28 protein-coding genes are annotated in these 21525 nt (G+C 65.6%); 14 read left to right on the top strand and 14 right to left on the bottom strand.

Features of this window, described 5'->3' with window-relative positions; genetic code table 11:
• Positions 1-63: 63 nt before the first annotated feature.
• The 3 genes from IVA93_RS05380 to IVA93_RS05370 all read left to right on the top strand — a co-directional run bounded on the left by IVA93_RS05380 (position 64) and on the right by IVA93_RS05370 (position 2614).
• Positions 64-876, top strand: a complete 813-nt coding sequence (locus IVA93_RS05380; RefSeq protein WP_018453543.1) for a PAS-domain containing protein — start codon at positions 64-66, stop codon at positions 874-876.
• A gap of 66 nt (positions 877-942) precedes the next feature.
• Positions 943-1398 carry a GNAT family N-acetyltransferase gene (locus IVA93_RS05375; protein WP_018453542.1) on the top strand — a complete coding sequence of 152 codons (456 nt, stop codon included), beginning with the start codon at positions 943-945 and terminating at the stop codon, positions 1396-1398.
• Between the two features lie 274 nt (positions 1399-1672).
• A complete protein-coding gene (locus tag IVA93_RS05370; protein ID WP_018453541.1) occupies positions 1673-2614 on the top strand; it encodes an aldo/keto reductase in 942 nt (313 codons plus the stop codon).
• Between the two features lie 18 nt (positions 2615-2632).
• Here the strand turns inward: IVA93_RS05370 and hmuQ are convergent, their stop codons facing one another.
• The 3 genes from hmuQ to IVA93_RS05355 all read right to left on the bottom strand — a co-directional run bounded on the left by hmuQ (position 2633) and on the right by IVA93_RS05355 (position 5846).
• On the bottom strand, positions 2633-2956 hold the full coding sequence (gene hmuQ, locus IVA93_RS05365; RefSeq protein WP_007596764.1) for a heme-degrading protein HmuQ: 324 nt from the start codon (positions 2954-2956) through the stop codon (positions 2633-2635).
• Between the two features lie 80 nt (positions 2957-3036).
• Positions 3037-4254, bottom strand: a complete 1218-nt coding sequence (locus tag IVA93_RS05360; RefSeq protein ID WP_247539330.1) for a DUF1501 domain-containing protein — start codon at positions 4252-4254, stop codon at positions 3037-3039.
• Between the two features lie 2 nt (positions 4255-4256).
• The gene (locus IVA93_RS05355; RefSeq protein WP_018453539.1) at positions 4257-5846 is read right to left on the bottom strand and encodes a DUF1800 domain-containing protein; all 1590 of its coding nucleotides are present in this window, start codon (positions 5844-5846) and stop codon (positions 4257-4259) included.
• A 114-nt stretch (positions 5847-5960) separates the two neighbouring features.
• Between IVA93_RS05355 and IVA93_RS05350 the strand changes: the two genes are divergently transcribed.
• Positions 5961-6152 (top strand): cysteine-rich CWC family protein, encoded by a 192-nt coding sequence (locus tag IVA93_RS05350; protein ID WP_083926324.1) that lies wholly within the window; start codon positions 5961-5963, stop codon positions 6150-6152.
• A gap of 69 nt (positions 6153-6221) precedes the next feature.
• Here IVA93_RS05350 and IVA93_RS05345 read toward each other — a convergent pair whose 3' ends face one another.
• From IVA93_RS05345 to IVA93_RS05335, 3 genes are all read right to left on the bottom strand, one after another.
• Positions 6222-6920 (bottom strand): glutathione S-transferase family protein, encoded by a 699-nt coding sequence (locus tag IVA93_RS05345; protein WP_018453538.1) that lies wholly within the window; start codon positions 6918-6920, stop codon positions 6222-6224.
• Between the two features lie 113 nt (positions 6921-7033).
• Positions 7034-7264 (bottom strand): hypothetical protein, encoded by a 231-nt coding sequence (locus IVA93_RS05340; RefSeq protein WP_018453537.1) that lies wholly within the window; start codon positions 7262-7264, stop codon positions 7034-7036.
• Positions 7261-8040, bottom strand: a complete 780-nt coding sequence (locus IVA93_RS05335; protein ID WP_026232549.1) for a sulfite exporter TauE/SafE family protein — start codon at positions 8038-8040, stop codon at positions 7261-7263. The genes IVA93_RS05340 and IVA93_RS05335 overlap by 4 nt, the downstream gene beginning before the upstream one ends.
• A gap of 122 nt (positions 8041-8162) precedes the next feature.
• Between IVA93_RS05335 and IVA93_RS05330 the strand changes: the two genes are divergently transcribed.
• From IVA93_RS05330 to uvrB, 4 genes are all read left to right on the top strand, one after another.
• The gene (locus tag IVA93_RS05330; protein ID WP_018453535.1) at positions 8163-9080 is read left to right on the top strand and encodes a LysR substrate-binding domain-containing protein; all 918 of its coding nucleotides are present in this window, start codon (positions 8163-8165) and stop codon (positions 9078-9080) included.
• A 123-nt stretch (positions 9081-9203) separates the two neighbouring features.
• Positions 9204-9431 carry a hypothetical protein gene (locus tag IVA93_RS05325; RefSeq protein WP_007596778.1) on the top strand — a complete coding sequence of 76 codons (228 nt, stop codon included), beginning with the start codon at positions 9204-9206 and terminating at the stop codon, positions 9429-9431.
• Positions 9432-9489: 58 nt separating this feature from the next.
• Complete coding sequence (locus tag IVA93_RS05320) at positions 9490-9720, top strand: hypothetical protein (protein WP_247789706.1); 231 nt, start codon at positions 9490-9492, stop codon at positions 9718-9720.
• Between the two features lie 101 nt (positions 9721-9821).
• On the top strand, positions 9822-12797 hold the full coding sequence (gene uvrB, locus IVA93_RS05315) for an excinuclease ABC subunit UvrB (RefSeq protein ID WP_018453533.1): 2976 nt from the start codon (positions 9822-9824) through the stop codon (positions 12795-12797).
• Between the two features lie 125 nt (positions 12798-12922).
• Here the strand turns inward: uvrB and IVA93_RS05310 are convergent, their stop codons facing one another.
• Both IVA93_RS05310 and IVA93_RS05305 read right to left on the bottom strand, forming a co-directional pair.
• Positions 12923-13240, bottom strand: coding sequence for a hypothetical protein (locus IVA93_RS05310; RefSeq protein WP_245288369.1), 318 nt, complete (start codon positions 13238-13240; stop codon positions 12923-12925).
• A gap of 120 nt (positions 13241-13360) precedes the next feature.
• Positions 13361-13600, bottom strand: a complete 240-nt coding sequence (locus IVA93_RS05305; RefSeq protein WP_247539326.1) for a hypothetical protein — start codon at positions 13598-13600, stop codon at positions 13361-13363.
• A 277-nt stretch (positions 13601-13877) separates the two neighbouring features.
• Between IVA93_RS05305 and IVA93_RS05300 the strand changes: the two genes are divergently transcribed.
• From IVA93_RS05300 to IVA93_RS05280, 5 genes are all read left to right on the top strand, one after another.
• Complete coding sequence (locus IVA93_RS05300; protein ID WP_247299169.1) at positions 13878-14330, top strand: nuclear transport factor 2 family protein; 453 nt, start codon at positions 13878-13880, stop codon at positions 14328-14330.
• 217 nt (positions 14331-14547) lie between these two features.
• Entirely contained in the window at positions 14548-14988 is a 441-nt protein-coding gene (locus IVA93_RS05295; protein ID WP_018453530.1) for a nuclear transport factor 2 family protein, read from the top strand.
• Between the two features lie 212 nt (positions 14989-15200).
• Positions 15201-16118, top strand: coding sequence for a hypothetical protein (locus IVA93_RS05290; RefSeq protein ID WP_026232548.1), 918 nt, complete (start codon positions 15201-15203; stop codon positions 16116-16118).
• Between the two features lie 240 nt (positions 16119-16358).
• Positions 16359-16781, top strand: coding sequence for a hypothetical protein (locus tag IVA93_RS05285; protein WP_018453528.1), 423 nt, complete (start codon positions 16359-16361; stop codon positions 16779-16781).
• 280 nt (positions 16782-17061) lie between these two features.
• On the top strand, positions 17062-17199 hold the full coding sequence (locus IVA93_RS05280) for a hypothetical protein (protein ID WP_018453527.1): 138 nt from the start codon (positions 17062-17064) through the stop codon (positions 17197-17199).
• Between the two features lie 28 nt (positions 17200-17227).
• Here the strand turns inward: IVA93_RS05280 and IVA93_RS05275 are convergent, their stop codons facing one another.
• The 3 genes from IVA93_RS05275 to IVA93_RS05265 all read right to left on the bottom strand — a co-directional run bounded on the left by IVA93_RS05275 (position 17228) and on the right by IVA93_RS05265 (position 18507).
• The gene (locus IVA93_RS05275) at positions 17228-17374 is read right to left on the bottom strand and encodes a hypothetical protein (protein WP_007596790.1); all 147 of its coding nucleotides are present in this window, start codon (positions 17372-17374) and stop codon (positions 17228-17230) included.
• A 198-nt stretch (positions 17375-17572) separates the two neighbouring features.
• Positions 17573-18055, bottom strand: a complete 483-nt coding sequence (locus IVA93_RS05270) for a MaoC family dehydratase (RefSeq protein ID WP_018453526.1) — start codon at positions 18053-18055, stop codon at positions 17573-17575.
• Positions 18055-18507 carry a MaoC family dehydratase gene (locus tag IVA93_RS05265; protein WP_018453525.1) on the bottom strand — a complete coding sequence of 151 codons (453 nt, stop codon included), beginning with the start codon at positions 18505-18507 and terminating at the stop codon, positions 18055-18057. Before IVA93_RS05265 ends, IVA93_RS05270 begins: the two co-directional genes overlap by 1 nt.
• Before the next feature lie 178 nt (positions 18508-18685).
• On the opposite strand from IVA93_RS05265, the gene IVA93_RS05260 reads away from it, so the two are divergent.
• Complete coding sequence (locus IVA93_RS05260) at positions 18686-18982, top strand: DUF4282 domain-containing protein (protein WP_018453524.1); 297 nt, start codon at positions 18686-18688, stop codon at positions 18980-18982.
• 29 nt (positions 18983-19011) lie between these two features.
• Here the strand turns inward: IVA93_RS05260 and ychF are convergent, their stop codons facing one another.
• From ychF to IVA93_RS05245, 3 genes are read right to left on the bottom strand one after another with little or no spacing between them, the layout of a single operon-like run.
• Positions 19012-20109 (bottom strand): redox-regulated ATPase YchF, encoded by a 1098-nt coding sequence (gene ychF / locus IVA93_RS05255; RefSeq protein WP_026232547.1) that lies wholly within the window; start codon positions 20107-20109, stop codon positions 19012-19014.
• 5 nt (positions 20110-20114) lie between these two features.
• On the bottom strand, positions 20115-20720 hold the full coding sequence (pth, locus tag IVA93_RS05250; protein ID WP_018453522.1) for an aminoacyl-tRNA hydrolase: 606 nt from the start codon (positions 20718-20720) through the stop codon (positions 20115-20117).
• Between the two features lie 58 nt (positions 20721-20778).
• Positions 20779-21498: a 50S ribosomal protein L25/general stress protein Ctc gene (locus IVA93_RS05245; RefSeq protein WP_018453521.1), complete on the bottom strand. Its 720-nt coding sequence runs from the start codon at positions 21496-21498 to the stop codon at positions 20779-20781.
• Between the last annotated feature and the right edge of the window lie 27 nt (positions 21499-21525).

Here is a 21525-nt window from a genome sequence, read left to right as displayed (position 1 = left end):
AATGGCGCAATGTTCGGTCAGTGTTGCCGCCTTACCTCGTTCAGGAAGGAGCGAGACAGCCCCATGCGGTTGGGATGGCGTGCGATCTCCGGTCCGGCGCTGACGGCAGCGACTTTGCTGCTGACGGTGTTTTTCGATCGCTTCGTCCCCACTCCCTGGCCCGCGCCGCTGCTCGTCTGCATCGTGGCGCTCGCCGGCGCGCTCTCGGGTCCCGCTTCCGCCGTCGCCAGCGCAGCCATCGCCGTCATCGGCGCGGCACTGCTGCTCCTCAGCCGGCACGGCGTTGCAGGCCTTACCACGGCGGATATGATCCAGCTCGGCCTCCTGGCCGCGACGGCCGCGGGCACCGCAGGCATCACCGGCCTGATGCGCCAGCGGCTGCTCGGCACGTTTGCCGCCGAGCGTCGGAGTCACGCCATCGCCGCGCGGCTGTCGGCCGCGCTCGACCAGGTCGATATCGGCATCGTGCTGCTCGATGCCGAGACGCGCGCCGAATTCATCAACCGCGCGTTCCGCGATTATTTTGCGGTGCCGGACGACATCGCCGACGGCAAGCCGCCGTTCGTCGCGCTGATGTATCACGGCCGCGACACCGGCGCGTTCGAATTGCCCGAGGACGAACTCGGCACCTTCATCGCTCAGCGCATGGAGATGGTCCGGATCGGCGATGCCACGCCGATCAACATCGCCTTGCGCAATGGCGAGGTGTTGCGCTTCGTCTGTGCCGCGCTGCCCGACGGCGGCCGCATGCTGAGCTACACGCCGGTGACCGACCTCGTGCGCCACACCGATGCGCCGTCCCGCGCCGACTACTACCGCTCGCTGCGCGATCCCGCGGGCCGCAAGCTGATCCGGTATCTGCGCGTCGCGGAGTGATGCGCGATTGATCAGCACGTCCATCATCACGTATGAAGGACGCCTCATCGATCGCGGGAATTTCATATGTCGCTCACCATTCGCCCCGTCACCAGGCAGGACTACGATCAATGGCTGCCGCTGTGGGACGGCTACAACGCCTTCTACGGCCGCTCCGGTCCGACCGCGCTCTCGCCCGAAATCACGCGCGTGACATGGCAGCGCTTTTTCGATGCCTATGAGCCGGTGCACGGATTGGTCGCCGAGAGTGACGGCCGCCTGCTCGGGATGACGAATTACCTGTTTCACCGCAGCACCACCGCGATCGAGCCGTCCTGCTATCTGCAGGACCTGTTCACGACCGAGGCCGCGCGCGGCAAGGGCGTCGGCTCGGCGCTGATCCACGGCGTCTACGAGCGCGCAAAGCTCATGGGATCGCCGCGCGTGTACTGGCAGACGCACGAGACCAACGTGACGGCGCAGCGCCTGTACGACAAGGTCGCCGAGCGTTCCGGGTTCATCGTCTATCGCAAGATCTTCTGATCCTCGCGATCGCGCCGCCTGTGGATAACTCTGTCTGTCACCTGCGCGTAACATAGCGGGACTAGGCTGCAGCTGCGTCTGGTCAGCCCCCCGTCACCGATCAAGCGCCCCAAAGCGGTCCCCGTCAGTCGCCGCGTCTGACAGGGGCCGCATTTTTTTGTCGGCAGTCCTTGTCGGCAGCCTTGTCAGCATGGCAGCAACGCGGCGCACGGCTTGCTGCGGCGGGGCACCGCGGTCACAATGCGCCCCTGCCCATCTCCGACGGGGATCTCCCATGGAAATTCGCAATCTCGGCGCCTCCGGCCTGCGCGTGTCTGCGGTCGGGCTTGGCTGCAACAATTTCGGCCAGCGCACGGACCTGGAGACCTCGCGCAAGGTGATCCACGGCGCGCTCGATCTCGGCATCACGCTGTTCGACACCGCCGACATCTATGCCGGCATGGGCGGTTCGGAAACGGTGCTCGGCACCGTGCTCGGCGACCGCCGCAAGGAGATCGTGCTCGCCACCAAATTCTCCAAGCCGATGGCGGCCGACGGAACCAAGCAGGGCGCTTCGCGCCGCTACATCATGAACGCAGTCGAGGCGAGCCTGACGCGGCTCAAGACCGACTACATCGATCTCTATCAGCAGCACGATTACGACCCGCTGACTCCGATGGAGGAGACGCTGCGCGCGCTCGACGATCTCGTCCGTCAAGGCAAGGTGCGCTACATCGGCAATTCCAATTTTCCGGCCTGGCGCCTAGCGGAGGCCGAGTTCACCGCGCGCGCGATGAATGTCAGCCGCTTCGTCTCTTGCCAGGACGAATACAGCCTGCTGGTGCGCGACATCGAAAAGGATCTGCTGCCGGCGGCACAAGAGTACAAGCTCGGCCTGCTGCCGTTCTTCCCGCTCGCAAGCGGGCTGCTCACCGGCAAGTACCAGCGCGGCGCGGCCGCCCCGACCGATACGCGCTTCGGCAAGGTACCGGCATTACGCGACCGCTATGTCACGCCGCGCAACGAGGACATCGTCGAGAAGCTCACGGCATTTGCGAAAGCGCGCGGGCACAGCATGCTCGAGCTCGCCTTCTCCTGGCTCGCCGCGCGCCCGCAAGTGTCGAGCGTGATTGCCGGCGCCACCCGCGTCGCGCAGGTCGAGGAGAACGTGAAGGCGATTGCGTGGAAACTCGGTGCGGAGGAGATGGCGGAGATCGACAAGATCACGCTGGGCTGATCTTTGCGGCGGCGCGCGCTACTTGGCGCCGCGCCCCACCGTCTGCATCACCTCGAAGCCCTCGAACTGGGGATGGCCGAGATAGGTCGGCTTGGTGTCGCCGGCCCGCGCGTGCGCGGCACGAAAGGCATCCGATTTGGTCCAGGCCTCGAACGCCGCATGGTTCGCCCACACCGTGTGCGAGGCGTACAGCGTGTGATCCTCGAGCTCGGGGCCACGCAGCAGATGAAACTCGACGAAGCCCGGCACCTTGTCCAAATGAGTATCGCGCGAAAGCCAGACCTGTTCGAAAGCAGCCTCGGAGCCCTTGGCGACGCGGAAGCGGTTCATGGCGATGTACATGGGTGATGGTCTCCTGACGTTCGGCCGATCATGTCGTCATTCCGGGACGCGCCGCAAGGTGCGGGCCCCGGAATCGTAGGTTAAGCAACCAACCCCTTCATCGGACGTGCGCTTGCGCTATCTGGAAACACCGTCTCGGCCAGCACGCGATCCGACAGGCCGAACTGGCCCTGCAGCACGCCCTTGATCACGGAGCGCAGATCGGTGGTGGGCTTGAGGTCGCGGGCCTCGAAAAGGTTGGCGGGCTTGAGGCCGGGCCAGTCGGCGATGACGCGGCCGCCCTTCACCGCGCCGCCGGCGAGCAGCGCGATCGTTCCCGTGCCGTGATCGGTGCCGTCTGTGCCGTTGATGCGCGCGGTGCGGCCGAATTCGGTGGCGACCACGACGACGGTGTCGCGCCAGCGTTCCCCTAAGCCGCTTTCGAACTCGGCGAGCGCACCGTCGAGCCCGCCGAGCAGGAATGCGAGGCGACCGACAGGGCCGCCTTCATTGGCGTGCGTGTCCCAGCCATCGAACGCGAGCGCCGCGATGCGCGGGCCGTCGTCGGACGCCATCAGTTTTGCGGCGCCGCGCGCGACCTGCCGCATCTGCGCGACCGCGTTGCCCGGCTTCGGCTTCATGTCGTCGCCGCTCGCGGCCTTTTCCAGCGCAAGGCCCTGCGACAGCACAGCCGCCAGCGCGGGATCGCGGTGACGATAGAGCTCGACCAGACGCATTGCGGTGTCGTCATCGGCTTGCGGCAGCGCCACCGGCGCCCAGCCGACGGTCGGCGCATTGCCGCGCAGCAGCAGCGGCGTGGTCGGGCCGACGGCAAGAGCACTCGACACCCGCTCGCCGCGCGGCAGCGCTTCCAGCGCGCGGTTGAGCCAACCGGATTGCACGCGCCCCGGGCCGGCATAGCCGCTTTCGAGCACGTCCTGGCCGTCGAAATGCGAGCGGTCGCGATAGGGCGTCGCGACCGCGTGGATCACCGCGGCGTGCCTGTCGCGATACATGCGTGCGAACTCAGGCATCGCCGGATGCAGCGCAAAGAAAGTATCGAGCATGATCGCGGGATGCGCACCGTCCGCCGTGAGCGCGATCGCCCCGTGCAGGCCGGCATAATCGGGATCGCCGACGGGCGCGACGGTCGAAAGCCCATCAAGCGCGCCGCGCAGGATCACCACGATCAGGCGAGGATCGCGGCCATCCGCGGCGCGCGCGAATTTCGGCAAGTAAGCCCAGGCCGCGAACGAGGCGCCGCCAAGCAGGAGGCCGCGCCGCGAGGTGAGGAGCCGGTTCTCGACGCAGTCGATCATCATCATCTCCTCTGCATTTCGGGCGACATCAACAGCAGCGCCAGCGCCTGCTGCCGCGACTCCGCGCGCTCGATGGTCCGCCGCGTTTCGATCGAGGCCGCATCCGCGGCGGCAAATTCCAACAAATCGAGCGGGTCGATGTTGGGCCCAAGCCGCGCGCCCATTTGCGCGGCAATGTCGAGCCGGAGCTTGATGCCTTCCGGCGCAGCCCAGGCGGCATTGGTGTCGGCGAAACCATTCGGGCCGGCCGGCGACCACAGCGGCTGGCCCAGCAGATTGAGGTTGTTGAGATAGGCGCCGGGATCCTCCGGCACGCGCGCGAGCAGCCGGCCGCTCGCGACCAGGAAATCATAAGGGCTGCGCATCTTCGTCAGTGGCGCCTTCCACGCCTCGTCGGAATCGACCAGTGCGGTTGCCAGCGCTTTGAGATCCCCGTCGGTCTTGATGAAGACATCGCGCAGTCGCGCCACCAGCGCCGGCGGCGGATCGTCGGCGACGAAGTGGCGGACGAATTTGGTGGCGATGAAGCTCGCGGTCGAGGGATGGCGTGCGATGTCCGCGAGGGCGGCTTCGCCTTGCGCAAGGCCGGTCGGCTCGTAGGTCTTGCCGAGCAGCATTTGCGGCCCGGGCTGGTGCGCATTGACGTTGAACACGAACGAACCGGGCGCTCCCAGCTGTCCCTGCCGGCCAGCAAAGGTCCAGCCGGTGATGATGCGCGCGAGCGAGGTGACGTCGTCCTGCGTATAGCCGCCGCCGACGCCGAGCGTATGCAGCTCCATGATCTCGCGCGCGAGATTTTCGTTCAGCCCGCGCTTGCGGTTCTGGCCCGCGCGCGAGTCCGGTCCGAGCGATTGCTGGTTGTCGAGGAAGAACAGCATCGCCGGATGCTGCTCCACCGCTTTCAGCATGTCGGCGAAACGTCCGAGCACATGCGGCCTGATCGCCTCGCGCTCGAACGCACCGGCCCAGATCCGCGCCAGCTCGCCCTTGCTGGCGGAGATGCAGAAATGGTTGGACCAGAACACGACCAGCCGTTCGGTGAAGCCGCACTCGACCAGCGTCGCGCGCTGCAACCGCGCCAGTGCCTCGGCGCGAAAGGTTTTTTGGATGACGTTGAGCGGCTGCGGGGCGGGTTTTGCGGCAGGCGGCGCGGCCGCGTTGGGCTGCATAGTGTCCGGCTTGGCCATATTGTCCGCCGGCTTGTTGTCAGCCGGCTTATTGTTACCGGGCTTGGCCTCGGCCATCTGGCCGGCGATCTCGGTTGCCACGGCGTTCAGCGAGAGATTGCGGCGCGGTCCGGGCCTCTGATCGGCCGGCGCTTGCAACGGCGCTTCAGTCGGCGCGCCGGCCTTCGCGGCGGCCTCGCGCGCCTGCTTGACCTGATCCTGATAGGCGAACACGGCCTGCCCGAGCTGCGGCGCGGATTGCAGGCCCGGCGCCTCCAGCAGCACACCGTTGGGACGAGTGAGTTCCGCCTTCACAAAGCCGCGAGGATCGGAGGCCGCGTTGATGAGATCGCCGGATGCGCCGCCGCGGGCGCCGAAGCCGAAACGGTTGAGCGCGACGAGCGCGGCTTGCGAATCGCGGGCCATCGATATGTCCTTCGCGCGCTGCCAACCGCTTTCCCGATACGTGCGCGAGGCCTAATATACCGCAGCGGGAGATGAACCCGGCATGAAAACGACAGCCCGGCTTTTGCGCAAATCATGACAAATCGGCAAGACATTCCGGCGCAGCAACCCCGCCGCCTCGCCTGCTCTCGTTGCGGCGCCGAGTTCGGCTGCGACCTCTCCGGCACCTGCTGGTGCGCGGAAGAAACGGCGCGGCTGCCGATGCCGGTCAAGGGCGAGGATTGCTTGTGCCGGGCGTGCTTGCGTGCGGCGGCGGAGGCAACATAACCCTCCGCGTCCGCGGTATGGGTCCTAGCTTTCGCCAGGACGACGTTGAGGAGAGACGGCTCGCGACAACTACACTGGATGCCCCGGGGACTTCCGTGCCATGCCGTCGAACGCATCCAGCAGCTTTTCGCGCCAGGCGTAAACCGGGTCGTCCGCTTCCAGCAGCTTGAACGGGCTCGTCGCGCGCGCCCACTGAAAACCGCCGAACACGATGTAGTCGGCATAGTTCGGTGCGGCGCCGCCGATGAAGGGCTGCTTCTTGAGGGTCTGCCGCATCACCTCGAGCGATTTGCGGAAGGCGACCACGCCGGCATCGCGGCTGGCCATGATCTCTTCCAGCCTCTTGCCGCCGAAACGGGCCTCGCGCGACTGGCGGAAATAGGCGGCGTCGACCTCATCCAGATTGTTGGGAATGTCGGCGATGATCAATGGAAAGATGCCGCCGACGATGGCGATGTCGCCCCAGACATTGAGCATGCGTGCCATGGCGCGCCCGCCCTCGCCGCCAAACAGCGACGGACGATCCGGAAACTTGTCTTCGAGATAGATCGCGATCGTCCAGGAATCGACCACCGGCTGGTCGTGATGCAGCAGCACCGGAACCTTCTCCGAGCCATGTGGCGCGATCGCGCTCTTCTCGGTGAAGCGCCAGGGCAACGTTTCCGCCGAAAGGCCCTTGTGCGCCAGCGCCATTCGCGTGCGCCAGCAGAACGGGCTGAACGGTCGCGAGGCGTCTGTGCCGACGAGTTCGAAGAGTTTGAGCGACATGAAAGGGTCTCCCGGTATTCCGTCATTGCACGCGAAGCGAAGCAATCCAGGACTGCCGCCGCGGAAGCATTCTGGATTGCTTCGCTTGCGCTCGCAACGACGGATGTGGAGAGCTAGCGCCCGTTCGTGCGCAGCAGCCTCTCGCCGTCCTCCGTCACCGCGATCACCAGCCCCATTCCGGGCAGCGTCTCGCGCGCGACATAGCCGCGGTCGGCGGCGTCTTCCCAGATGGTGAGGCGCGGGCACGACGTCTTCCAGGTCGCGATCACCTCGGCATAGGCGCGGGGCTCGCGCGCAACCCACTCGACGAAGTCCAGCACCAGCGGGTCGGCAGTCTCGCTCATTGCAAACCTCCCTTGTCGAAGGCTGCCAGCACCGGCGTGCGGACCAGCAGCCAGCTGCCATAGGCGATATAGTAGCAGGCGATGGTGGTGATCAGCTTCATCGACCAGGCCACGAATTGCTGATCGGTCATGGCTTCGAGGATGCGCCGCGCCAGCGTGGTGCCGAGCATGGATGCTGCGATCGCGACGGCCGCGAGCACGGGATCGAGCGTCGCCGCCTGGTCGATCACGCCGCCGAAATAGATCAGCTTGCTGAAATGGCTGACGAGCTGGCACATCGCCTTGGTCGCCACCTTCTCGCGCCGGCCGAAATCGCCGCCGAGGAAGAAGGTGTCGAGCAGCGGCCCCGACACGCCGGTCATCAGCATGAGGCCCATGCAGATCGTGCCGTAGACGGTGCCCTGCCAGAGACGGTCGGGATCCGGCTTGATGTTGGCGGGCAGCAGCCGGGCCATGAACGGCGTGATCCCGAGCAGCAGCAGCGCGACCGGCTTGTCCGGTACGTAGCGCGTGAGCGACCACGCCGCGAGCGCGACGGCCGCGCCGACCATATAGTTCGCTACCGGGCGCCAGCGGATATGCGTCCGCCAGAGAAAGGCGCGCCAGCCGTTCGAGGTCATCTGCGTGATCGCATGCAGCACCATCGCGGTCGGCAGCGGCATCAAGGCCAGCAGCACGCCGATCAGGATCAGCCCGCCCGCCATGCCGAACAGCCCCGACAGGAACGCGGTGCCGACCATCAGCAATCCAAGGGCAGCGATCATGATGGGCGTCACGTAAAAATCTCCCGACCTTCTCCCCGCTCGCGGCGCGAAGCGAAGGAAACGTGCCCCGCTTGCCCCGTCTACGCAAACTGAGTTATCTTGGCCTGGCATCAGCTTTCCTGAGGGTCGGTCATTTGCGGCGCTTGCTGTTTCTCAACGGCATCAAGGCATTCGAGGCCGCGGCGCGGGCCGGCAGCTTTGCCGCGGCCGGCCTCGAGCTGAGCGTATCGGCAGCCGCCGTGAGCCGCATGGTGCACATCCTGGAAGAACGGCTCGGCGTCGCGCTGTTCGAGCGCAAGGCCAACAAGCTGCTGCTGACGCAGGCGGGCCGCGCCTATCAGAGCGGGCTGACGCCGATCTTCGATGCGCTCGCAAGCCTCACCGCGCAGGTGACGGCGCCCTCGAGCGTCCGCGTGCTCACCATCGGCATCGGCCACACCTTTGCGATGCGCTGGCTGATCCCGCGCCTGTCGGAGTTTCGCAGCGAAGAGCCCGACATCGAGGTGCGCTTCACCACCGGCGGCGCGTCGGTGCCGTTCGGCGAGGACTGGAGCTGCGGCATCCAGCTCGGCACCGGCGACTGGCCGGGGCTGGTGGCCGAGCCGCTGTTCGCCGGCGACCTCACGCCGGTCTGCGTGCCCCGCCTCGCCTCCTCGCTGAAGCGCCCGGCCGATCTCAAGGCACCGAGCCTGATCCGCGTCGCGCATTCGCCCGAGGACTGGCCGATCTGGCTCAAGGCCGCAAACCTCGCGCGCGTCAACGCGCGGGGACCGGAGTTCCAGTTCTACGGCCAGGCGCTTCAGGCTGCCGCCGACGGGCTCGGAATCGCCATGGGCATCCGACCCTATATCGACGACGACCTCGCCGCCGGCCGGCTGGTGGCGCCATTCGAGCTCTCGGTGCCCAAGGGCATGCGCTGGTACCTGCTCTATCGCAGCTTCCAGACCGAGCAGCGCGACTTTGCCGCGTTCCGCCGGTGGATCATGCGCGCGGCGTCGGAACCCGCCGCCCGTCCCGTCCGGCGGCCCGGCCGCACCAGCGCGCGGAACTGACGCTGCTATCGGACTTTGGCAAAAAAGCCCGCCGCTTGTGAACGGCTTCACATCCCAGAATCCGCAAACGTGGTCCCCTGACCCTCCAACAAGGCGCTCGAATAAAACATTTTGGGGACTGCAATGACGACCCTTTACGACGGCTTTGACATCGAATCCTTCGAAGCTGGCCAGGGGCTGTGGCACGCCCGGATCCGGCGTGCCGATTTCAGCCCGGTTGCCATCGACGGCGTGCTGTTTCCGGCCATGGAAGTCGGCTTCGCCTGGCCTGATCCCGATGCCGCGATTGCCCATGCCAAGCACCACATCGATCGCTTCCGCCGGCGGGCCGACGACAGCGACGACGAATAAGCGAGCGGGACTGCAGGCGAACCAAGGAACGGCGCAGGGTCAAAGGGGGAAATCGGTCATGTCAGTCATCGAATTCGAAGACACGACGCGGCCGAGGATTTACACCCGCAATGTGTTGTCCAGCTGCCCGGAATGCGAGGGCGATCTCACGGTGCTCCGCGTGATCGGCGGCCGTGCCGGATGCGAGTATTGGACCATGCGCTGCACCGATTGCGGCGGCATCCATCTCGACATCCTCGAGCCGCGTCAGGCAGCCGGGGACGATGAGGGACCGCTGCCGGCGGCCTGATCGCAAGATCCCAAGGCCTGCTGCCAACCTGCTGTCAGCAGTCTGAGCATTGCCGGGCATTCGCTCTTTATTGCGAGGCGGACTCGCCCCATATTCGGAGCATGGCGAAGAAACCTGCATCCTCCGAAAAATCCGGCAAATCCCCCAAGGCCAAGGCTCCGAACGCGAAGGCGCCGAATTCCAAGGCGTCTCGCCCCGACGTGCAGCCGATCGGGCCGGCGTTGGCCGAGTTGCTCAATCCCGCGATCAATCGCGGCGGTGCCGGGCTCGGATCGGGCACCGGACTGCAGCCGCCGCCGGACAATTCGCGCGATCGCCGCTCCGGAGGCGAGGCCGCCGCGCATCGCGCGCGGGCCTCGACGCCGAAAGAGTTTCCGCAGGACAATACGAGGCCAATGCCGCTGCGGCCCAATCCGCAGCCGCCCGGCGCCCGCGACGCGGGCTTCGACGAGGCGCCGCAGGCCAATTACGGAACCGCGGCCACGATACCGACGCTCGATCCGGAACTGGCGCGTCAGCTCGGCCTCCCGACGGAAGAGGACGATGCCGAAGCCCTGGCTCGTCCGCCGCGCAGCAAGATGGAGGCGCTCGGCGTCAAGGCCACCGCCGACGCGCTGGAATCGCTGATCCGCGAGGGCCGGCCGGAGTTCCGCAAGGACGACGGCTCCACCAGGGTGTGGACCCCGCATCGGCCGCCGCGCCCGGAAAAGTCCGAAGGCGGCGTGCGCTTCGAGATCAAGTCGCATTATGAGCCGCGCGGCGACCAGCCAACCGCGATCGCCGAGCTGGTCGAGGGCATCAACCGCAACGACCGCTCGCAGGTGCTGCTCGGCGTGACCGGCTCCGGCAAGACCTACACCATGGCCAAGGTGATCGAGGCGACGCAGCGGCCCGCCATCATCCTGGCACCGAACAAGACGCTCGCCGCCCAGCTCTATGGCGAGTTCAAGAGCTTCTTCCCCGACAACGCGGTCGAGTATTTCGTCAGCTATTACGACTATTACCAGCCGGAAGCGTATGTCCCTCGCACCGACACCTACATAGAAAAGGACTCCTCGATCAACGAGCAGATCGACCGCATGCGCCACTCGGCGACGCGCGCGCTGCTCGAACGCGACGACGTCATCATCGTTGCCTCGGTGTCCTGCATCTACGGTATCGGCTCGGTCGAAACCTACACCGCGATGACCTTTGCCCTGAAGAAGGGCGAGCGCATCGACCAGCGCCAGCTGATCGCCGACCTCGTCGCGCTGCAGTACAAGCGCACCCAGGCCGATTTTACCCGCGGCACATTTCGCGTGCGCGGCGATGTCATCGACATCTTCCCGGCGCACTATGAAGACCGTGCCTGGCGCGTGAACCTGTTCGGCGACACCGTCGAGACCATCGAGGAGTTCGACCCGCTCACCGGCCACAAGCAGGACGAGCTCGAATTCATCAAGATCTACGCCAACTCGCACTATGTGACGCCGCGCCCGACGCTGGTGCAGGCGATCAAGTCGATCAAATCCGAATTGAAGATGCGGCTGGACCAGCTCCACGACCAGGGCCGCCTGCTGGAAGCGCAAAGACTGGAGCAACGCACCACCTTCGACCTCGAGATGATGGAGGCAACCGGAAGCTGCGCCGGCATCGAGAACTATTCGCGCTATCTCACCGGGCGCCTGCCCGGCGAGCCGCCGCCGACGCTGTTCGAATATGTGCCCGACAACGCGCTGGTGTTCGCCGACGAGAGCCACGTCACCGTTCCCCAGATCGGCGGCATGTTCCGCGGCGACTTCCGCCGCAAGGCGACGCTCGCCGAATATGGCTTCCGGCTGCCCTCTTGCATGGACAACCGCCCGCTGCGCTTCGAGGAATGGGACATGATGCGGCCGCAGACCATCGCGGTCTCCGCGACGCCCAGCGCCTGGGAGATCAACGAGAGCGGCGGCGTGTTCGTCGAGCAGGTGATTCGCCCGACCGGTCTGATTGATCCGCCGGTCCACATCCGCCCGGCCCGCACCCAAGTCGACGATCTCGTCGGCGAGGTCCGGGCCACGGCGCAGGCCGGCTATCGCTCGCTGATTACGGTGCTGACAAAGCGCATGGCGGAGGATCTCACCGAATATCTGCATGAGCAGGGCATTCGCGTTCGCTACATGCACAGCGATATCGACACCATCGAACGCATCGAGATCATTCGCGATCTGCGGCTCGGCGCGTTCGACGCGCTGGTCGGCATCAATTTGCTGCGCGAAGGCCTCGACATTCCCGAATGCGCGCTGGTCGCGATCCTCGACGCCGACAAGGAAGGCTTCCTGCGCAGCGAAACCTCGCTGATCCAGACCATCGGCCGCGCCGCGCGCAACGTCGACGGCAAGGTGATCCTCTATGCCGACCAGATGACGGGATCGATGGAGCGCGCCATCGCCGAAACCGACCGCCGCCGCGAGAAGCAGGTCGAGTACAACACGGCGCATGGCATCACGCCGGAGAGCATCAAGAAGTCGATCGGCGACATCATGAACAGCGTCTACGAGCGCGATCACGTGCTGGTCGAGATCGGCGGCCACGACATGACCGACGACGTCATCTCGATCGGCCACAATTTTGAAGCCGTGCTCGGCGATCTCGAGACGAGGATGCGCGAGGCCGCCGCCGATCTGAACTTCGAGGAAGCCGCGCGCCTGCGCGACGAGGTCAAGCGCCTGCGCGCCACCGAGCTCGCGGTGGTCGACGATCCCACCGTCAAGCAGCGCACGGTGCAGGGCAAGGCCGGAGCCTATGCGGGCGCGAAGAAATACGGCGACGCCGCCAATTTGCCGGTCAGCGCGCTGAAGAACAAGAGCGCCGCCACAGCGCTCAAGGCCAGCGGCAGCAAGGGCTCGCGAATCCACAAGCCGCATCTCGACGAGATGCACGGCCCGGAATCGTTGCCATATCGGGGCGACCGCGCGCTGCCGTCGAAGCCGTTCGGTGGCGAGAGCCGCATCATCCAGCCGACGGATTCAAGGCAGTCAGGGCCGGAGTTCGGGCCATCGCCGAGGTCGAGCGGTGGGGCGCCGGGGCATAGGGGTGGGTGGAAGAAGAGGTAAGGGGGCGCGGAGCGCCGGCGCCGCCCATGGTTGTTCATGGCGGCGTCGGAGAATCATGAGAACGCGAACTCACCCCAGGCTCGCCGTCACCACCGCCATCACCGACAGCAGCAGCACGGTGGTCATCAGTTGCAGCGAGGCGACCGCTGGGTGCGCCATGCCGTGATCTTGTCGGCGAGCGACAGATGGGCCTCGAAGAACTTCGGTTCGTAGACGGTCTTGAACAAATGCGGGAAGCTCACCGCAAGCAGCGCATGGGCGAGCGAGGCGATGGCGACGAAGATGGCGACGCCGGGATCGCCGACCAGGTCGTGATTGCCGACCAGCTTGAGCAGGAATGCGGCGGCGGCGAAGGTCGGGAAGCTCTGCAGCGTCGCGGTCAGCGCGAGGCCTTCGAGCGCGTTATGCAGGCTGGACTTTCTGACTCTGGCGATGGCGGCCATGGCACGTCTCCCTGAGGACATGCGGATGAATCCAGCCGCCATCAGGGGGACCTGATGTGAGATGCGTCACGCCCATTTCCTCTGCGGGAACAAGGCGCGCGCCCCCCGAATGACCAGGGGTTACAGCTTGCCCTGCCCGTTCACCTGGCTCTGCTGTTGCCGCTGTCTCTCCTGCACTTGCTGTTCCTTGGCATGGTGGCGGCCGTAGAGGCAGCCGGCGGCGGCGCCGAGGACGCCGTGATGGCCAGCATAGTGGCCGGCGACGCCGCCGACGACGGCGCCCTTGATGCAGCCCTTGGCGTTGGCGGCGGACGTCGCGCCACAGATGAGAAGTACGGCGATGGCGGCGAGGGATTTCATGGATCAATGTCTCCGGATGCGGTGTCGCACTCTCAACAGGCACGGGCCCGTCCCGGTTCCCGCGCGCGCACGCGATGCTTCGCTAGACCATGCAGCCGAACGCCTGCACGAATTCGTGAAGGCTCGCGCTTGCTCAACCATAAATTGCAGTCATGAACCTGGCATTACGCTGGCGCGTCATACGTCAGCAATATCCCCTGTGGTTTGCGGATTGCCGGTGTCCGAGGCAGCGCGTTAGCCTTGCGCGAACTCCACACGGCCGATGAGGGCGGGCGGAATGACGGTCGAGAAGCTCAATCGCCAGCGCGTGCTGCATCTGCTCGACGCCATCTCGCGCAGCGATCTCGCTGCCGCGCTGTCGTGCTGCACCGACGACGTCGACTTCCTCACCCACGCGCCGATCGATGTGCTGCCGCACATGGGCCCCTGCCACGGCAAGCAGGAGCTCGGCGAATTCTGGCGCACCGTGCAGGAGCGATACGCCGAGATCCGCTACGAGGTGCCGCAGATCGTCGCCGAGGGGGACACGGTCGCGGCCTATCTGCGCGTGTTCTTCAGGAAGCGCAGCAACGACCGCATCATTCAGGTCGACATGGCCGTCTTCTACACTTTTCGCCGCGGCAAGGTGGCGCAGATCCGCGAGATCATCGATTCCTACGACCTGGTGCAGCAGGTGCTGGAACGTGAGATCGGCCCCCTGATCGTGGGCGAGCGGGTGGACGGGGGCTAGCTCTCTCCCAAACCGGCCCGGACCGGGAAAATACGGGGTTCTATTGTAAATCTCACACGCCGGAATCAATTGTGCATTGCGAAAACGTGAATTGCGTTTTGGCCGAATTGACGTATTTTGTTCGTATACAAATGAGTTGAGCGACCCCGCGGCATCTTTCCTGTGCGCTTGGGGTTGTTTTTCGCTTTTTCGCAAGCCAGCTTCAGGACTGCCCAAGATGACAGAGCACAGCCTCTGGCGTTTCTCGCGTGCGTTGCACCGCGCGATCAACGACCGGCATTTCGAGGACATCGAGGCCCTGATCGACGAGGACGTCGAGTGGGCGCTCTATGGGCCGATCGACATGTTTCCGTTCCTCGGCGCGCGCCAGGGCAAGGACGCCGTGCTCGACGTCATCCGCCAATTCGCCGACAATTTCCAGGTCCGCCGCTTCGACCGCGAGAGCATCATGCTCGGTGTCGATTCCGCCGCCTCGATGCTGCGCTATTCGCTGACCGCACTGGATTCCAGCAAGCCGATCAGCTTGCGGGTGGCGCAGTTTGCCCAGTTCAGGGCGGGCAAGCTCACCAGCATGCGCGTGCTGATCGACACGTTTGATCTGGTCGAGCAGGCACTTGGCCGCGCCATTCATCTGCCGAAGATGACCAGCGTCGGCTGAACGGAACACCAACGGGCCCCGCACTTCGGGACCGATGGCTGAGCACCCCACGACGCGTCCTGGCCTCCAGCCCCGCCGATGCAATCGTGGAGAAGCTCGTCATCGGGCGCGCGCCTTTCGCGCGGCCCGTTGGTTCGCGTCTGATGGAACCGCCACAATTTCGCAATGATGGTTCCGCATCCTCGGCGGGAACTGGGCTGACGGGCAGGACGATGGAATTCGCGACAGGGTTTGGCTGGACCAGGCTGCCGATGCTGGCGGCCGCTTTGATCTTGGGATCGGTGCTGACGGTTTCGGCGCAGATCATTCCGCCCTTCTCCCCCGGCCCGGCCGCAGCGCCCGACGACGACGCCGAAGCGGCGGAGGCCCCCGACGTCAACGACCCCGACGTGCTGAGCGGCATCGACGTTGACAAGCTCGACTGGGGCCAGCTCGCGATCGACGCCGGCACGCTCAACGACATCATCGCCGCCAAGAAGCGCGCGCAGGCCGCCGCCAAGGACGGGCTGAACTGGGCGACGAACGCCAACGCCAACGGCTCCTCGGCGGTGACGGTGAAGCAGTCGGTATCCTCATTCTGGGACGCCCGCATCGGCGCCGACATGACGGTGACGAGCGAGCCGCGGACGATGTCCGAGCTGCTGGCACAGAAGGCCAGCAATGGCGGCAGCGTGCCTCAATCGTCCGGCAGCGCCTGGGCGGCCGCGACCGCGCCGGGCGCCGGCGCGATCTGGGACAAGACCGCGGTGGAGGCTCGCGTCGATCCCGGCGCGGAGCAGAGCAAGCTCGGGGCCTCGCTGATCAAGTCGGTGCCGCTGTCGGGCGACACGTCGCTGACGCTGCAGAACGGCTACAGCGTCAACCAGCAGGGCACCACGGCGCTCCCCGGCGTCGGCGGTCACGTCACGCGCAATTACGAGACCGAGCAGTCGGCCAAGGTCACTCTCACCGATACCGGCACCAGCATCACCGCGGGCCAGTCGCTGTCGACCACGGACGACAAATGGCTGCGCAAGGTCGGCGCGGAACAGAAGCTGTTCGACAACGTCACCGTCTCCGGTTCCGTCGGCGAAACCTCGCAAGGGGCGATCAACAAGAGCCTGACGGCGGGTTTCAAGAAGAGCTGGTAGCTGTTTTCGCCTCTCCCCCCTGCGGGGCGAGGGAGTCGAGCACCGACCGGCCGCGCATTCACTTCGGCGCGGCGGCCGCGTTCAGACTCCGGTAACCATACGCCACGGCAAAGCCCCCGAATGGACCGCCCTTGCCGCACCTCGGCCAAGTTGCGGCCAAAATCCGGCGCCCTAGTCCCAGACCGACGTCGTCGTGCGGGGGACACTCGCGCTGCGCTCAACGCGAACAGGGGAATAACGATGAACGCCATGCGTCCGGAAAAGACCGAAGCCACCGAGACCGAGACCATCGACACCAACCTTGCCGCAGTGACGGAAGTCGAAGCCGGCATCCGTGACTTCGTCCGCAACGACATCGCCTATCTGCGCCGTCCGGCAGCGACCGCCGCGGACGCGCCGCCGCTCGATCCGAGCGCGGAGGCCACCGTCACCAACGTCAACTCGCTGATCCAGCGCGTCGCCGGCACCTCCCTCGCCGAGATCGAGAATTTGATCTCCGAGCTCGAGAGCCTGCGCGACCTGCTCCACGCCGAAGGCCAGCGCGTCCAGCGCGAGATCTCCGGCTACGCCCAGCTCAGCCAGGCCGCGATGAAGTCGACCCGCATGATCGCCGACAACGTCTCGCAGTGGAAGCGCGCCGCCGACGGCCTGCGCAACAGTTGATCGCTGCATCCCGCATCACCAGCCGCCGCGTTCCGAAAGGGGCGCGGCGGTTTTGATTCGTGGGGTGTGTGACGGTGCGCACGCGCCCCACGAAAAGTGTCATCACGCGAAAGCGGGTGATCCAGTATTCCAGAGGCAGCGAGGCTAGAACTGTGACGCGCGGCGTACCGGATGCCCCGCTTTGGCGGGGCATAACAGCGGAGGGGTTTGAACTTCCCGCATCCATCCGGCGACTAACGCCAAGCGCTCTTGCCATCGCGGCCGGGCCTGGGGACTTTTCATGGAAAGCATTCGGCCCGACACCACCGACCCGATACCGCTGCGGCCCGCGCCGAACCAGTTCGGCACGATCATGCTGCGTTTTGTCGGTTTGCTGGCGGTTGCGATCGCGACATTGGCGTTCGTCTATAGCCGCTGAGGGCGGAGGCCGCGGAGTTAACGAAATCTTACCGGGCGGCTTCCACGGTCGAAGCTTCCAGGGTGTAGGCGCCGTCGGCATAGCCCTTCACCACCATGCCGGCCACCAGCATCACGGCCAGCGTCGCGGTAGCAAAGATGAATCCGACCAGCTTGAGTGCGCCGCGGTCTGCCATGGTCCTCGTCCCCTGTACTCTGCCCAGTTCGTTCAAATAGACAGCGACAGGTTCATAATTGGTTAGCAACTCGATGGTTCCGCGCATTGCTTCGCGGGAAAACCATGTTGCGCAGGCTTATGGCAGCCACCCGGAATCGCGTCCATAGCGCGGGGGCAACACTCGCGCGCTGTTTTCGCCGTTCATCCTGGAACGAATCTAACCGCCGTTCACACGCATCGGCACGAAGGCGGTTGCGGTGATGGCGTAGACGTCCTCGCCGCGCTGGTTGGTGCCGGTGGTGCGCGCGGTCAGGATGCCCCAACCGGGTCGCGAGGCGGAGCTGCGCTTGTCGATGACGACGTTGACGTAGGTGACGATGTCGCCGGCGAGCACCGGCCTGATCCAGCGCAGGTCGCGAAAGCCCGGCGACGGGCCCCACACCGCGACCTCCTCGCCGCGCGAAGCGGCTTCCCGCGCCAGGCGCTGGCCGTCGGCGACAAGCAGGCTCATGCAGGCCGACCCGACGTGCCAGCCCGAGGCCGCGAGCCCGCCAAACAAGGAGTTCTTGCCCTCCTCCTCGTCGAGGTGAAAACGCTGCGGATCGAACTTTGCGGCGAATGTCTTGATCGACTCGGCCGTGAACGTATAGGCGCCGATCTCACGGCGATGCCCAATCTCGATCTCCTCGAAAAACGGCATCAGACCGCCCCTTCGCGCCGCTTGATCAGGATCGGCGACGTCATCTCGCACAGCGCATCACCCCCGGCGTTGCGCACGGTGCATTTGAATTTGACGATGCCGAGCTCCGGGCGGCTCTTCGAGGTGCGGGCCTCCACGACGTCGACTTCGAGCATGAGATCGTCGCCGGGTCTGAGCGGCGACAGCCACCGCACTTCGTCGACGCCGGGAGATCCCAGCGAAGCGGCGCGGGTGATGAAACCGTCGGCCATCATCCGCATCATCAGCGAACAGAGATGCCAGCCCGAGCCGGACAGGCCGCGCAGCATGCTTTTGCTGGCGGCGTCCTCGTCGAGGTGCATCGGCTGCGGATCGAACTCGGCGGCAAAGGCCACGATCTCGTCGCGCGTGACATGGCGCGGGCCGAATGTTCCGAACCGGCCGGGCGGGAAATCTTCGAAGGTCAGGGTCATCTTGGGAAAGGTTTGAGGGAACGACAGATTGTGGCCGCACTTTGCGGCAATCTCAACCCGCCGGCCCGCATGGCTCGTGCTACATTCGGCGCGCCGGCGTCGGTCTTGAGTCGGATCGAGCAGGGGCCACGATCCATTTGCAAGGCCCGACAACACCTGAATTGCCCTGGGGAGAGCAATGTTTTCATTCAGCGACCTGTTTCAATGGGACCGCTTTATCACGCCGACGATCATCAAGACCTTCTACTGGCTGGTGATCGCGCTGATCTGCCTGTTCGGCCTCTCCGGCATCTTCTCCGGCCTCGCAATGATGGCGATCAGCCCGTTCGGCGGCTTCCTGATGCTGCTGTCGTCGATCGCGAGCGTCGTCGTCGGAATCGTGTTCTCGCGCATTCTCGCCGAGCTGATCCTGATCATCTTCCGCATCAACGAGCATCTTGGCGCGATCAGGGATCAAGGCGGCGGGGTGCGGTAGGGCGCTTCCGGGGCACGAACTCCAGCGTCTTACGTGTTGAACCTGAAATGCATCACGTCGCCGTCGGCGACGACGTATTCCTTGCCTTCGAGGCGGAGCTTGCCGGCATCGCGGGCGCCGGCTTCGCCGTTCAGCGCGACGTAGTCCTCATACGCGATGGTCTCGGCGCGGATAAAACCCTTCTCGAAGTCGGTGTGGATCACGCCGGCCGCGCCCGGCGCCTTGGTGCCGCGATAGATGGTCCAGGCGCGCGCTTCCTTCGGGCCCACCGTGAAATAGGTGATGAGGTCGAGCAGCGTGTAGCCGGCGCGGATCAGGCGATCGAGGCCGGCCTCTTCGAGACCCAGCGTCTCCAGGAAGTCGGCGCGTTCGTCGCGCGAAATGGTGGCGATCTCGGATTCGATTTTTGCCGAGATGACGACCGCAATGGCGCCTTCCTTGGCAGCCTGGTCCTGCACCGCCTTCGAGAACGAATTGCCTGATGCGGCCGAGCCTTCCTCGACGTTGCAGACGTAGAGCACGGGCTTGGACGACAGCAGGCCGAGCATCCCGAAGGCGCGCTCCTCCTCCGCCTTGCGCTCGACGAGGCGCGCGGGCTTGCCTTCGCGCAGCAGCACCAGCGTGCGATTGACGAGGTCGAGCTGCTCCTTGGCGTCCTTGTCGTTGCCCTTGGCCTTCTTGGACAAATTGTCGACGCGCTTCTCGAGGCTGTCGAGATCGGCGAGCATCAGCTCGGTCTCGATGGTCTCGATATCGGCGAGCGGGGCGATCTTGCCTTCGACATGGGTAATGTCGGAGTCCTCGAAGCAGCGCACGACATGCGCGATGGCGTCGACCTCACGGATGTTGGCGAGGAACTGGTTGCCGAGGCCTTCACCCTTGGACGCGCCGCGCACGAGGCCGGCGATGTCAACGAAGGTCAGCCGGGTCGGGATGATCTGGCCCGACTTGGCGATCGCTGCGAGCTTATCGAGCCGCGGATCCGGCACCGCGACCTCGCCGACATTCGGCTCGATCGTGCAGAACGGATAGTTCGCCGCCTGCGCCGCGGCCGTCTCGGTCAGCGCGTTGAACAAGGTCGACTTGCCGACATTGGGCAACCCGACGATCCCGCATTTAAATCCCACGAGCGTTATTCCTTGCCGTTGTCGTCCTTGGTCAAAAATCCCTTCGCCTGCATGGCGAGGTGCACCCTGTTGGCGAAGGTCGCGTCCGTGCCTTTGGCAACCAATGCCGCGTGCTCGGCCACCGCGTCGCAGAGCGTCGCCACCCAGTCGTTGTCCGCTTTGGCGAAGTCCGACAGCACATGGCCGTGCACCAATTCCTTGACGCCGGGATGACCGATGCCGAGCCGCACCCGGCGGTACTCGTTGCCGATATGGGCGGAGATCGAGCGCAGGCCGTTGTGGCCGGCGATGCCGCCGCCGATCTTCACCCGCACCTTGCCCGGCGGCAGTTCGAGTTCGTCATGGAATACGGTGACGTCGCCCGGCGCGATCTTGAAGAAGCTTGCCGCTTCCTGAACGCTGCGGCCGGAATCATTCATGTAGGTCATCGGCTTGAGCAGGATCACGCGCTCGGTGCCGAGCGTGCCTTCCGAGGTCTCGCCCTGAAACCTGCGGCGCCAGGGTGCGAAACCATGACGCCGCGCGATCTCGTCGACGGCCATGAAGCCGACATTGTGCCGGTTACGTGCGAATTTCGGGCCGGGATTGCCGAGCCCAACAAACAGTCGCATGACGCGGCGCGCCCCTCGCTCGGCGCGCGATCAGGGACCGCGCGCCAGCTTTGAGAGATTACTTCTTCTTGTCGCCGCCGGCGGGAGCCTTGGCAGCCGGGGCCTTGGCAGCCGCTGCCGGAGCAGCAGCACCCGCAGCCGGAGCAGCACCAGCCGCCGGAGCAGCAGCACCCGCGGCAGGAGCAGCAGCAGCAGCCTTCAGCTCTTCGGCGTAGCCGGACGGCGGCACGATGGTGACGAGGGTCGCGTCCTCGGAGGTCAGCGCCTTCACGCCGGCCGGCAGCTTGATGTCGGAGAGATGCAGCGAGTGGCCGATTTCGAGCGAACCCACGTCGGCCTCGATGAACTGCGGGATGTTCTCCACGCCGCACTCGAGCTCGATCGCATGCGCAACGATGTTCACGGCGCCGCCGCGCTTCACGCCGGGCGAACCTTCGGCCTTCACCACGTGCAAGGGAACGCTGATGCGGATGGTGGCGCCTTCGCCGAGCCGCATGAAGTCGACGTGGATCGGGAAGTCCTTGACCGGATCGAGGTGGTAGTCGCGCGGAATCACGCGGTGCTTGTTGCCTTCGAGGTCGATGTCGACCAGCGTGGTCAGGAACCGGCCGGCGAGGATGCGCGAGCGCAGTTCGCGATCGTCCACCGAGATGGTCAGCGGGGGCTGGTTGTTGCCGTAGATCACTCCGGGCACTCTCCCGGCGCGACGCTCAGCCCGGGCGGCCCCCTTGCCGCTCTTCGGACGTGCGGTCGCCTTCAATTCCTTGACGGTCGCCATAACGTTAAGTCCTTGTTTTTGCAAAAG

This window comes from Bradyrhizobium sp. 155, from assembly GCF_023101105.1.
In the GTDB taxonomy this organism is placed as follows: domain Bacteria; phylum Pseudomonadota; class Alphaproteobacteria; order Rhizobiales; family Xanthobacteraceae; genus Bradyrhizobium; species Bradyrhizobium canariense_D.
Note: the sequence above shows the minus strand (reverse complement) of the source record. Positions and strands in the feature narration are given on the sequence as shown.

Excerpts from the sequence above, each read along its gene's own strand:
- IVA93_RS05265 (WP_018453525.1), bottom strand. The coding sequence starts at position 18,507 with ATGACCCTGACCTTCGAAGATTTCCCGCCCGGCCGGTTCGGAACATTC.
- IVA93_RS05355 (WP_018453539.1), bottom strand. The coding sequence starts at position 5,846 with ATGGCCCGCGATTCGCAAGCCGCGCTCGTCGCGCTCAACCGTTTCGGC.
- IVA93_RS05290 (WP_026232548.1), top strand. The coding sequence starts at position 15,201 with ATGGAATTCGCGACAGGGTTTGGCTGGACCAGGCTGCCGATGCTGGCG.
- IVA93_RS05305 (WP_247539326.1), bottom strand. The coding sequence starts at position 13,600 with ATGAAATCCCTCGCCGCCATCGCCGTACTTCTCATCTGTGGCGCGACG.
- IVA93_RS05375 (WP_018453542.1), top strand. The coding sequence starts at position 943 with ATGTCGCTCACCATTCGCCCCGTCACCAGGCAGGACTACGATCAATGG.
- IVA93_RS05280 (WP_018453527.1), top strand. The coding sequence starts at position 17,062 with ATGGAAAGCATTCGGCCCGACACCACCGACCCGATACCGCTGCGGCCC.
- IVA93_RS05310 (WP_245288369.1), bottom strand. The coding sequence starts at position 13,240 with ATGGCCGCCATCGCCAGAGTCAGAAAGTCCAGCCTGCATAACGCGCTC.
- pth (WP_018453522.1), bottom strand. The coding sequence starts at position 20,720 with ATGCGACTGTTTGTTGGGCTCGGCAATCCCGGCCCGAAATTCGCACGT.
- IVA93_RS05245 (WP_018453521.1), bottom strand. The coding sequence starts at position 21,498 with ATGGCGACCGTCAAGGAATTGAAGGCGACCGCACGTCCGAAGAGCGGC.
- IVA93_RS05320 (WP_247789706.1), top strand. The coding sequence starts at position 9,490 with ATGTCAGTCATCGAATTCGAAGACACGACGCGGCCGAGGATTTACACC.
- hmuQ (WP_007596764.1), bottom strand. The coding sequence starts at position 2,956 with ATGTACATCGCCATGAACCGCTTCCGCGTCGCCAAGGGCTCCGAGGCT.
- IVA93_RS05380 (WP_018453543.1), top strand. The coding sequence starts at position 64 with ATGCGGTTGGGATGGCGTGCGATCTCCGGTCCGGCGCTGACGGCAGCG.
- uvrB (WP_018453533.1), top strand. The coding sequence starts at position 9,822 with ATGGCGAAGAAACCTGCATCCTCCGAAAAATCCGGCAAATCCCCCAAG.
- IVA93_RS05275 (WP_007596790.1), bottom strand. The coding sequence starts at position 17,374 with ATGGCAGACCGCGGCGCACTCAAGCTGGTCGGATTCATCTTTGCTACC.
- IVA93_RS05300 (WP_247299169.1), top strand. The coding sequence starts at position 13,878 with ATGACGGTCGAGAAGCTCAATCGCCAGCGCGTGCTGCATCTGCTCGAC.
- IVA93_RS05325 (WP_007596778.1), top strand. The coding sequence starts at position 9,204 with ATGACGACCCTTTACGACGGCTTTGACATCGAATCCTTCGAAGCTGGC.
- IVA93_RS05360 (WP_247539330.1), bottom strand. The coding sequence starts at position 4,254 with ATGATCGACTGCGTCGAGAACCGGCTCCTCACCTCGCGGCGCGGCCTC.
- IVA93_RS05345 (WP_018453538.1), bottom strand. The coding sequence starts at position 6,920 with ATGTCGCTCAAACTCTTCGAACTCGTCGGCACAGACGCCTCGCGACCG.
- IVA93_RS05295 (WP_018453530.1), top strand. The coding sequence starts at position 14,548 with ATGACAGAGCACAGCCTCTGGCGTTTCTCGCGTGCGTTGCACCGCGCG.
- IVA93_RS05340 (WP_018453537.1), bottom strand. The coding sequence starts at position 7,264 with ATGAGCGAGACTGCCGACCCGCTGGTGCTGGACTTCGTCGAGTGGGTT.
- IVA93_RS05350 (WP_083926324.1), top strand. The coding sequence starts at position 5,961 with ATGACAAATCGGCAAGACATTCCGGCGCAGCAACCCCGCCGCCTCGCC.
- IVA93_RS05370 (WP_018453541.1), top strand. The coding sequence starts at position 1,673 with ATGGAAATTCGCAATCTCGGCGCCTCCGGCCTGCGCGTGTCTGCGGTC.
- IVA93_RS05285 (WP_018453528.1), top strand. The coding sequence starts at position 16,359 with ATGAACGCCATGCGTCCGGAAAAGACCGAAGCCACCGAGACCGAGACC.
- IVA93_RS05260 (WP_018453524.1), top strand. The coding sequence starts at position 18,686 with ATGTTTTCATTCAGCGACCTGTTTCAATGGGACCGCTTTATCACGCCG.
- IVA93_RS05270 (WP_018453526.1), bottom strand. The coding sequence starts at position 18,055 with ATGCCGTTTTTCGAGGAGATCGAGATTGGGCATCGCCGTGAGATCGGC.